1 pseudogene is annotated in these 305 nt (G+C 36.7%); it reads left to right on the forward strand.

Annotated features, from left to right (window positions below):
- A pseudogene (locus C1G53_RS13430) lies at positions 1–138 on the forward strand (cytidylyltransferase domain-containing protein); the annotation flags it as partial.
- Positions 139–305 lie beyond the last annotated feature (167 nt).

Consider the following 305-nt stretch of genomic DNA (forward strand, 5'->3'; position numbering starts at 1 on the left):
TCGAAAGGCTTACCGAATAAAAACATGCTATTTTTGGACGGGAAACCCATGATTTTTCACACGATTGATGTGGCAATTGAATCAGGTTGTTTTGAGAAAGAAGACATCTATGTCAGTACGGATTCAGAAATGTATAAGGGGGGCACCTCTATAAATTCCCAAAATTGCGAATTTGGAGTTACGAAAGCCTTGTTAAATCAACATCTTAAATTTTAGAAAATTAGTTTTTAGAGGTCCCCAAGGGGATTTGCGAGACAAGAGGCATCAATGTATTGTTAAGACCCAAAGAACTATCTACTTATCAT

It is taken from the genome of Streptococcus suis (genome assembly GCF_002960445.1).
In the GTDB taxonomy this organism is placed as follows: Bacteria; Bacillota; Bacilli; order Lactobacillales; family Streptococcaceae; genus Streptococcus; species Streptococcus hyiners.